The sequence below is a fragment of the Aquipseudomonas alcaligenes NBRC 14159 genome (genome assembly GCF_000467105.1).
Taxonomy (GTDB): domain Bacteria; phylum Pseudomonadota; class Gammaproteobacteria; order Pseudomonadales; family Pseudomonadaceae; genus Aquipseudomonas; species Aquipseudomonas alcaligenes.
Window position 1 is genome coordinate 161026 of sequence record NZ_BATI01000016.1, and the last position, 7482, is coordinate 168507.

Below are 7482 nucleotides of genomic sequence, written 5' to 3' on the forward strand. Positions count from 1 at the left end.
GCTGCAGGCCTTAGCGCTGGTGTAGCTCGGATGCAATCCGGGGGCGGTGTTGCCTGCTTCCCGGATGGCATCCTGGCTACAGCAAGCGGCAGACAAAAAAAGACCCGCCGAAGGGCGGGTCATGAGGGAGACGCCTGACCTGGTGAGCCACAGGCGAATCGGGCATCGCCCCGGCAGGGGCGACACGCAGGATCGAGGCTCCCGCTGCGCGGGAGCCATAACGCTTAGGCCAGTTCGTCGAAGCACTCGGCGACGATGGCGATGCCTTTTTCCAGCTGGGCATCTGGGATGGTGACCGGCATGAGGAAACGGATCACGTTGTAGTAGGTGCCGCAGGACAGCAGGATCAGGCCCTTCTCGCGCGCACGGGCAACGATCTTGCCGACCAGCTCGGCGGCCGGCTTGTTGTGGTCGCCGCCCTCGAACAGCTCGATGGCAACCATCGAGCCCAGGCCGCGCACGTCACCGATCACCTTGTGCTTGGCGGCGATGGCATTCAGGCCGGCCTTGAGCTTCTCGCCCACGGCCTGCGAACGCTCCAGCAGCTTCTCCTCGTCGAACACCTTCATCACGGCCAGGGCCGCGGCGCAGGCGATCGGGCTACCGGCATAGGTGCCGCCCAGGCCGCCCGGAGCGATGCTGTCCATGATCTCGGCCTTGCCGCACACGCCGGAGATCGGGAAGCCGCCGCCAACCGATTTGGCGAAGGTGGTCAGGTCCGGCACGATGCCCAGCTGCTCGGTGGCGAAGAAGGTGCCGGTACGGCCAGCACCGGTCTGCACTTCGTCGGCGATCAGCAGGATGCCGTGCTGGTCGCACAGGGCGCGCAGGCGCTGCATGAACGGCTTGGAGTTGACGTAGAAGCCACCCTCGCCCTGCACCGGCTCGATGATGATGGCGGCGATGTCCTGCGGCTGGGCGTCGTTCTTGAAGATGCGCTCGATGCTGGCGATCGACTCGTCTTCGCTGATGCCGTGCAGCGGGCAGGGTGCCAGGGCGCGGAACACGCCGCCCGGCATCAGGCCCATGCCGGCGGAGTACGGAACCACTTTGCCGGTCAGGCTCAGGGTCATCATGGTGCGGCCGTGGTAGGCGCCGGTGAAGGCGATCACGCCGGCGCGGCCGGTGGCGGCACGGGCGATCTTCACGGCGTTCTCGACGGCTTCGGAGCCGGAGGTGACCAGCAGGGTCTTCTTGGCGAAGTCGCCCGGTACGCGCTTGGCGATCTCTTCACACAGGGCGATGTAGGGCTCGTAGGCCAGCACCTGGAAGCAGGTGTGGGTCAGCTTGGTCAGCTGTTCCTGCACGGCGGCGATCACCTTCGGATGCAGGTGGCCGGTGTTCAGCACGGCGATACCGCCAGCGAAGTCGATGTACTCGCGGCCGTCGACGTCCCACACGGTGGCGTTCTCGGCGCGCTCGGCGACGATCGGGTGGATCTGGCTGACACCACGGGCCACGGCGGCCTGGCGACGTTGCAGGAGGGATTCGTTCTTGCTCATTGTGGTCCTCATAAGCCGCAGTTCACGGCTCGTTCCAAGGATGATGACGGGGCGGGCGACGCTGCAGCTAACGATGATCGAACTGCCGTCTACTCGCTGGCCGTCGGCTGGGTTAGCCGGTGCCACCACCGGAAACGCCGACGCCGGGTGACCACGACTCCTGCCTGTCACCCGACACCCACGGATTCGTTACCCGGGCGGCTTATACGCCGCCGAGGCACATGTATTTGATTTCGAGGTAGTCCTCGATGCCGTACTTGGAGCCTTCGCGACCCAGGCCGGAGGCTTTCACGCCGCCGAACGGCGCCACTTCGGTGGAAATCAGGCCGGTGTTGATGCCGACCATGCCGTACTCCAGGGCCTCGGCCACGCGGAACACGCGGCCCAGGTCGCGGGCGTAGAAGTAGGAAGCCAGGCCGAACTCGGTATCGTTGGCCAGGCGGATCACCTCGGCCTCGTCCTTGAAGCGGAACACCGGGGCCAACGGGCCGAAGGTTTCTTCCTTGGCCACGGCGGCGTTGTTCGGCACGTCGACCAGGATGGTCGGCTCGAAGAAGCTGCCGCCCAGGGCGTGCGGCTTGCCGCCGACGGCCAGCTTGGCGCCTTTGCCCAGAGCGTCGGCGATGTGCTCCTCGACCTTGGCCACAGCCTTGGTGTCGATCAGCGGGCCGGTGGTGGTGCCTTCTTCCAGGCCGTTGCCGATCTTCAGCTTGGCCACGGCGGCCTTGAGCTTGTCGACGAAGGCGTCGTACACGCCGTCCTGCACGTACAGACGGTTGGCGCAGACGCAGGTCTGGCCGTTGTTGCGGTACTTGGAGATCAGCGCGCCTTCCACGGCGGCATCCAGGTCGGCGTCGTCGAAGACGATGAACGGCGCGTTGCCGCCCAGCTCCAGAGACACCTTCTTGATGTCGTGGGCGCATTCGGCCATCAGCTGGCGACCGATCTCGGTGGAGCCGGTGAAGGTCAGCTTGCGCACGATCGGGTTGCTGGTCAGCTCGCCGCCGACTTCGCCGGCGCTACCGGTGACCACGCTGAACACACCGGCGGGGATGCCGGCACGCTGCGCCAGTTCGGCCAGGGCCAGGGCGGAATACGGGGTCTGCGAGGCCGGCTTGAGCACCATGGTGCAGCCGGCCGCCAGCGCCGGGCCGGCCTTGCGGGTGATCATCGCCGCCGGGAAGTTCCACGGGGTGATGGCCGCGGTCACGCCGATCGGCTGCTTGATCACGATGATGCGCTTGTCCGGCTGGTGGCCGGGGATGGTGTCGCCATAGATGCGCTTGGCTTCCTCGGCGAACCACTCGATGAAGGAGGCGGCATAGGCGATTTCGCCCTTGGCTTCGGCCAGCGGCTTGCCCTGCTCCAGGGTCATCAGGCGGCCCAGGTCGTCCTGGTTGGCCATGATCAGCTCGAACCATTTGCGCAGCTTGCCTGCACGCTCCTTGGCGGTCAGCGCACGCCAGGCCGGCAGGGCGCGCTCGGCGGCTTCGATGGCGCGGCGGGTTTCGGCGCGACCCATCTTCGGCACGCTGCCGAGGATCTCGCCCGTGGCCGGGTTGTTCACGGCGATGGTCTGGCCGCTGTCGGCGTCCAGCCACTGGCCGTCGATGAAGGCCTGTTGGCGGAACAGCTGGGCGTCTTTCAGTTGCATGGCGTTCTCCTGTACGCGCCACCACGGAGGCAAGGCAGTAAGGGCATAAAGGTAGCCCGCCAAGAGGCGGGCAGGCGTTTGAAATGTCAAACGAATGCTAGGGCCAGCGCCGACAAAGGGCAATAGCCTTGTTCGATAAAACCAACAAAATAACCAAAAAGTATGAGGCCCCGGCCGTGCCGTCCATTTTGTTCGACTGCATCGCGGCGAGCGAGGCAGGCCGCGGATTGCGGGCGCGAGAGGGATGCCGGGCACAGGTGTGGCGGGTGTTCGATATAAAGAACGCGCGTGCCAGTTCGCACTGTAGTGCCGTTCGCCACGCGCTACAGATCAGTCGCGTAGCGAATCCCGGTACTGGCTGGGACTCTGCCCGGTCCAGCGCTTGAAGGCGCGGCTGAAGCTGCTGCTGTCGGCGAAGCCGAGCAGGTAGGCCACTTCGCCGATGGCGCAGTCGGCCTCGGCCAGGTGCTGCAGGGCCAGGTCGCGACGGGTGTCGGCCAGCACCTGCTCGTAGCTGCTGCCTTCCTCGCTGAGGTGGCGCTGCAGGCTGCGCAGGCTCAGGTGCAGGCCATGGGCCAGCGCCTCGGCGGAGGGCTCGCCATTCGGCAGGCACTGTTCCAGGGCGCGGCGCAGGCGGCGCGCCACGGTGTCCGGCTGCAGCGCCTCCAGGCGTTTGCGCAGCACCGCCTCGTTATGCGCGGCCAGCTCCGGGTTGCCGTCGGGGAGCGGCTGGTCGAGGTCGGCACGGGCGAAGCACAGCATGTCTTCGGCGGCGGCGAAGTGCACCGGCGCGCGAAACACCGCCTGCCAGGGCCGCGCGTCGACCGGCGGTGGCCGGCGCAGGTGCACGGCCAGCGGCGCATAGTCGCGACCCAGGCGATTGCGGCAGGTGCGCACATAGATCGCAGCGAAGGCGTCGATGGCCTCGGGCGCCGGTGCCGGCGCCCCCGGCGGCAGGCGGAAATGCAGTTCGCAGACCTCGCCCGCCTCGCGCAGCTCCAGCACCAGAGCATCGCTGACCACCCGGTGGTAGCGCACGATGCGTTCGAACACTTCGCGCAGGCTGCCACTGGCCATGACCGCCAGCCCCAGGGCGTGGAAGGTGGTGGGCGCGACGTGACGGGAGGTGTGCAGGCCCAGGGTCGGGTCGCTGCTGGCGTCGACCGCCAGCTGCCACAGGTGGGTGGTGGCGTGCAGCGGATAGCGCGCGTTGGGGTCGTCCATCAGCGCCGGGTCGAGGCCGGCGGCCTGGCACAGGGCGGTGCTGTCCAGGCCGAGGGCATCGAGCTGGCGACGCAGGGCGCGGGTCCAGCTGGCCAGGGTGGAGGCTTCAGTCATGCAGGTTGGCATTCTCGGTCAACAGGTTGGCGTGGTCGGTCGAGCGGCCAGGTGCCTGCAGCGGCACCCTAGCCTGGCCTGAATCACAACCACGATGCGCGACGCCCCGCCCGGTGCCGCCACAAGAGGATGCGTGCATGACCCCGACTCCTGCAACCCACCAGCAACGCTCGGCGCATATCCGCGCCGTGGTGATGACCCGTGGCGACGAGCTGCGCCGGCGCTACCCGATCCTGCAGCACCAAGACGCCCTCGGCGCCGGCATCCTCGTCTTCGCCCTGGCTGGCATGCTCGGCAGCGCCTGGCTGTATGCCGAGGGTGCGATCGCCTGGTGGGCCTGCCTGCTGGCCAACGCCTTCTTCGCCTCGCTGACCCACGAGCTGGAGCACGACCTGATCCACTCCATGTACTTCCGCAAGCAGCGCGTGCCGCACAACCTGATGATGGCGCTGGTGTGGCTGGCGCGGCCGAGCACGATCAACCCGTGGATCCGCCGTCACCTGCACCTGAACCACCACAAGGTGTCCGGCACCGAGACCGACCTCGAGGAGCGCGCCATCACCAACGGCGAGCCCTGGGGCTTCGCCCGCCTGCTGATGGTCGGCGACAACCTGATGTCCTCGCTGATCCGCTTCCTGCGGGCGCCGACCTGGGAGCGCCGCAAGATGATCGTCAGCCGTACCCTGGTCGGCTATGCGCCGCTGGGCCTGCTCAACTGGGGCACCTGGTATGTGTTCCTCGGCTTCCACCTGATCGACTTCGTGGCCTCCGTCGCCGGTGCGCCTATCACCTGGTCGGCCACCACGCTGGTGGTGATGGATGGCGTGACCTTTGCCGTGGTGGTGCTGGTCGGCCCCAACGTGCTGCGCACCTTCTGCCTGCACTTCGTCAGTTCCAACATGCACTACTACGGCGACGTCGAGCTGGGCAACGTGATCCAGCAGACCCAGGTGCTCAACCCCTGGTGGCTGTGGCCGCTGCAGGCGTTCTGCTTCAACTTCGGCAGCACCCACGGCATCCACCACTTCGTGGTCAAGGAGCCGTTCTACATCCGCCAGCTGACCGCGCCGGTGGCGCACAAGGTGATGCGCGAGATGGGCGTGCGCTTCAACGACTTCGGCACCTTCGCCCGTGCCAACCGCTGGCGGGCGCAAGAGAAGCCGACCAGCGCCACGACCCAGCAGGTCGCCTGAGCCCCGCTGTTAGTCCCCTCTCCCATTCATGGGAGAGGGCCAGGGAGAGGGTCGCTCTCCTATTGCCGCTCCCGGAATTGCCCATGAACACCCTGATCGTCCACGCCCACCCCGAGCCGCAGTCCTTCTGCACCGCCATGAAGGACCTGGCCGTCGCCACCCTGGAGGGTGCCGGCCATGCCGTGCAGGTCTCCGACCTCTATGCGATGAACTGGAATCCAGTGGCCAGCGCCGCCGACTTTCAGGCTCGCAGCAATCCCGATTACCTGGTCTACGCCCTGGAACAGCGCGAGGCGGTCAAGGCTGGCGTTATCGCCGCGGACATTGCCGCCGAGCTGGACAAGCTGCTGTGGGCGGACCTGCTGATCCTCAACTTTCCGCTGTTCTGGTGTTCGCTGCCGGCCATGCTCAAGGGCTGGATCGACCGCGTGCTGGTCTCCGGTACCTGCTACGGCGGCCTGCGCTTCTACGACCGCGGCGGCCTGGCCGGCAAGCGTGCGCTGCTCAGCTTCAGCCTCGGCGGCCAGCAGCACATGTTCGAGGACGAAGATGCCGTGCACGGCGACTGGGAGCCCATGCTGCGCCCGCTGCAGCGCGGCACCCTGGCCTATGTCGGCATGCAGGTGCTGCCGCCGTTCGCTGCTTACCACGTGCCCTATGTCAGCCCCGAGGCGCGTGGCGTGATCCTTGATCAGTACCGCGACTACTTGCTGCGACTGGAAAGTGTCGCACCGCTGCGTTTCCCCTCGCTGGCCGACTTCGACCGTGGCCTCCATCCACTGCGCCCGGAGGTGCCGGCATGAAGACCTGGATCTGCGTGATCTGCGGCCTGATCTACGACGAAGCCAGAGGCTGGCCGGACGACGGCATTCCCGCCGGCACGCCCTGGGCCGAGGTGCCGGATGACTGGCTGTGCCCCGACTGCGGGGTAAGCAAGGCCGACTTCGCCATGCAGGAGCTCTGACCGACAGCCCGCATGGACGCCCGCGAAGCGGATGCGTATGATTGCGCCCCGCAACGCATCCGTAGCTCAGCTGGATAGAGTACTGCCCTCCGAAGGCAGTGATCATCGAGTTGAGAAGGGTGCAGGCTAGTGGTCAAATAGTTCGCCGCAACACATACGCACCTGTAGCTCAGCTGGATAGAGTATTGCCCTCCGAAGGCAAGGGTCGTGGGTTCGAATCCCGCCAGGTGCGCCATATCCTCTTGATTCAATGGCCTTTTTCTAAGGCTTCGCCGCTTCCGCTGCTGAATCGGCGCCCTCCAGCAAAATTCCCTTGATGCCAGCTCTCAGGCTGCGATGAGCACTGCACTCAGTGTCATCTAGCGGCGGCTTTTCACGCTGTGCCAATTCTGTGCCCAAAGCGTGCCGCACGGTGAGATGGCATGCCGGTTACTTCGCAGAGATTGAGTATTAGCCACAATCAGGCACAACTCCCAAACTATCTGAAAGCACCTAAGCAGAAGGGGCCTTTCGGCCCCTTCGTTACTTTAGTTGTTGAGCATGCTCTCCAGCTTTTCGATCAGGAAGTCCAGCGGGCTGCGCCCCTCCAACCGTTTCTCGAAGACCTCATTACGGTGATAGGCGACCCAGGTATCGAGAGCCTGACGGTTGTTCTTCTCGTAGCCGGAACCAAGGATGCAGACCAGCTCATTGCCGTTGGGGCTCTCGAGGTAGTGGCTCATGGCAGAGGCCAAATGCTTCAAGTACTGGTGTTCACGAGCTTCCATCGCCGGATGCAGGTGCGTGACGTTGCTGCGCTTGATCAGTCTCATGTAAGTACTCCTCAGGAAA

General features: G+C 65.9%; 8 protein-coding genes and 1 tRNA gene. 4 read left to right on the top strand and 5 right to left on the bottom strand.

The genetic code is table 11. The features are described 5' to 3' along the window. Window positions 1-224: 224 nt before the first annotated feature. The 4 genes from gabT to PA6_RS23395 form a co-directional block, all read right to left on the bottom strand. Window positions 225-1502: a 4-aminobutyrate--2-oxoglutarate transaminase gene (gene gabT / locus PA6_RS10850; RefSeq protein WP_021700965.1), complete on the bottom strand. Its 1278-nt coding sequence runs from the start codon at window positions 1500-1502 to the stop codon at window positions 225-227. A gap of 202 nt (window positions 1503-1704) precedes the next feature. Further along, window positions 1705-3156: an NADP-dependent succinate-semialdehyde dehydrogenase gene (gabD, locus tag PA6_RS10855; RefSeq protein WP_021700966.1), complete on the bottom strand. Its 1452-nt coding sequence runs from the start codon at window positions 3154-3156 to the stop codon at window positions 1705-1707. 330 nt (window positions 3157-3486) lie between these two features. Next, entirely contained in the window at window positions 3487-4494 is a 1008-nt protein-coding gene (locus PA6_RS10860) for an AraC family transcriptional regulator (protein ID WP_021700967.1), read from the bottom strand. Next, window positions 4487-4633, bottom strand: a complete 147-nt coding sequence (locus tag PA6_RS23395) for a hypothetical protein (protein WP_155948008.1) — start codon at window positions 4631-4633, stop codon at window positions 4487-4489. The genes PA6_RS10860 and PA6_RS23395 overlap by 8 nt, the downstream gene beginning before the upstream one ends. Between PA6_RS23395 and PA6_RS10865 the strand changes: the two genes are divergently transcribed. From PA6_RS10865 to PA6_RS10885, 4 genes are all read left to right on the top strand, one after another. Next, the gene (locus tag PA6_RS10865) at window positions 4632-5687 is read left to right on the top strand and encodes a fatty acid desaturase (protein WP_021700968.1); all 1056 of its coding nucleotides are present in this window, start codon (window positions 4632-4634) and stop codon (window positions 5685-5687) included. The genes PA6_RS23395 and PA6_RS10865 overlap by 2 nt on opposite strands. An 83-nt stretch (window positions 5688-5770) precedes the next feature. Continuing rightward, entirely contained in the window at window positions 5771-6490 is a 720-nt protein-coding gene (locus tag PA6_RS10870; RefSeq protein WP_021700969.1) for an NAD(P)H-dependent oxidoreductase, read from the top strand. Continuing rightward, window positions 6487-6651: a rubredoxin gene (locus tag PA6_RS10875; protein WP_021700970.1), complete on the top strand. Its 165-nt coding sequence runs from the start codon at window positions 6487-6489 to the stop codon at window positions 6649-6651. Before PA6_RS10870 ends, PA6_RS10875 begins: the two co-directional genes overlap by 4 nt. Window positions 6652-6809: 158 nt before the next feature. After that, window positions 6810-6886: transfer RNA gene (locus PA6_RS10885), tRNA-Arg, on the top strand. A 292-nt stretch (window positions 6887-7178) separates the two neighbouring features. Here the strand turns inward: PA6_RS10885 and PA6_RS10890 are convergent. Continuing rightward, window positions 7179-7463: a hypothetical protein gene (locus PA6_RS10890; RefSeq protein WP_021700971.1), complete on the bottom strand. Its 285-nt coding sequence runs from the start codon at window positions 7461-7463 to the stop codon at window positions 7179-7181. Window positions 7464-7482 lie beyond the last annotated feature (19 nt).

Coding starts and splice junctions, on each gene's coding strand:
- gabT (WP_021700965.1), bottom strand. CDS start 1,502: ATGAGCAAGAACGAATCCCTCCTGCAACGTCGCCAGGCCGCCGTGGCC.
- gabD (WP_021700966.1), bottom strand. CDS start 3,156: ATGCAACTGAAAGACGCCCAGCTGTTCCGCCAACAGGCCTTCATCGAC.
- PA6_RS10890 (WP_021700971.1), bottom strand. CDS start 7,463: ATGAGACTGATCAAGCGCAGCAACGTCACGCACCTGCATCCGGCGATG.
- PA6_RS10865 (WP_021700968.1), top strand. CDS start 4,632: ATGACCCCGACTCCTGCAACCCACCAGCAACGCTCGGCGCATATCCGC.
- PA6_RS10875 (WP_021700970.1), top strand. CDS start 6,487: ATGAAGACCTGGATCTGCGTGATCTGCGGCCTGATCTACGACGAAGCC.
- PA6_RS23395 (WP_155948008.1), bottom strand. CDS start 4,633: ATGCACGCATCCTCTTGTGGCGGCACCGGGCGGGGCGTCGCGCATCGT.
- PA6_RS10860 (WP_021700967.1), bottom strand. CDS start 4,494: ATGACTGAAGCCTCCACCCTGGCCAGCTGGACCCGCGCCCTGCGTCGC.
- PA6_RS10870 (WP_021700969.1), top strand. CDS start 5,771: ATGAACACCCTGATCGTCCACGCCCACCCCGAGCCGCAGTCCTTCTGC.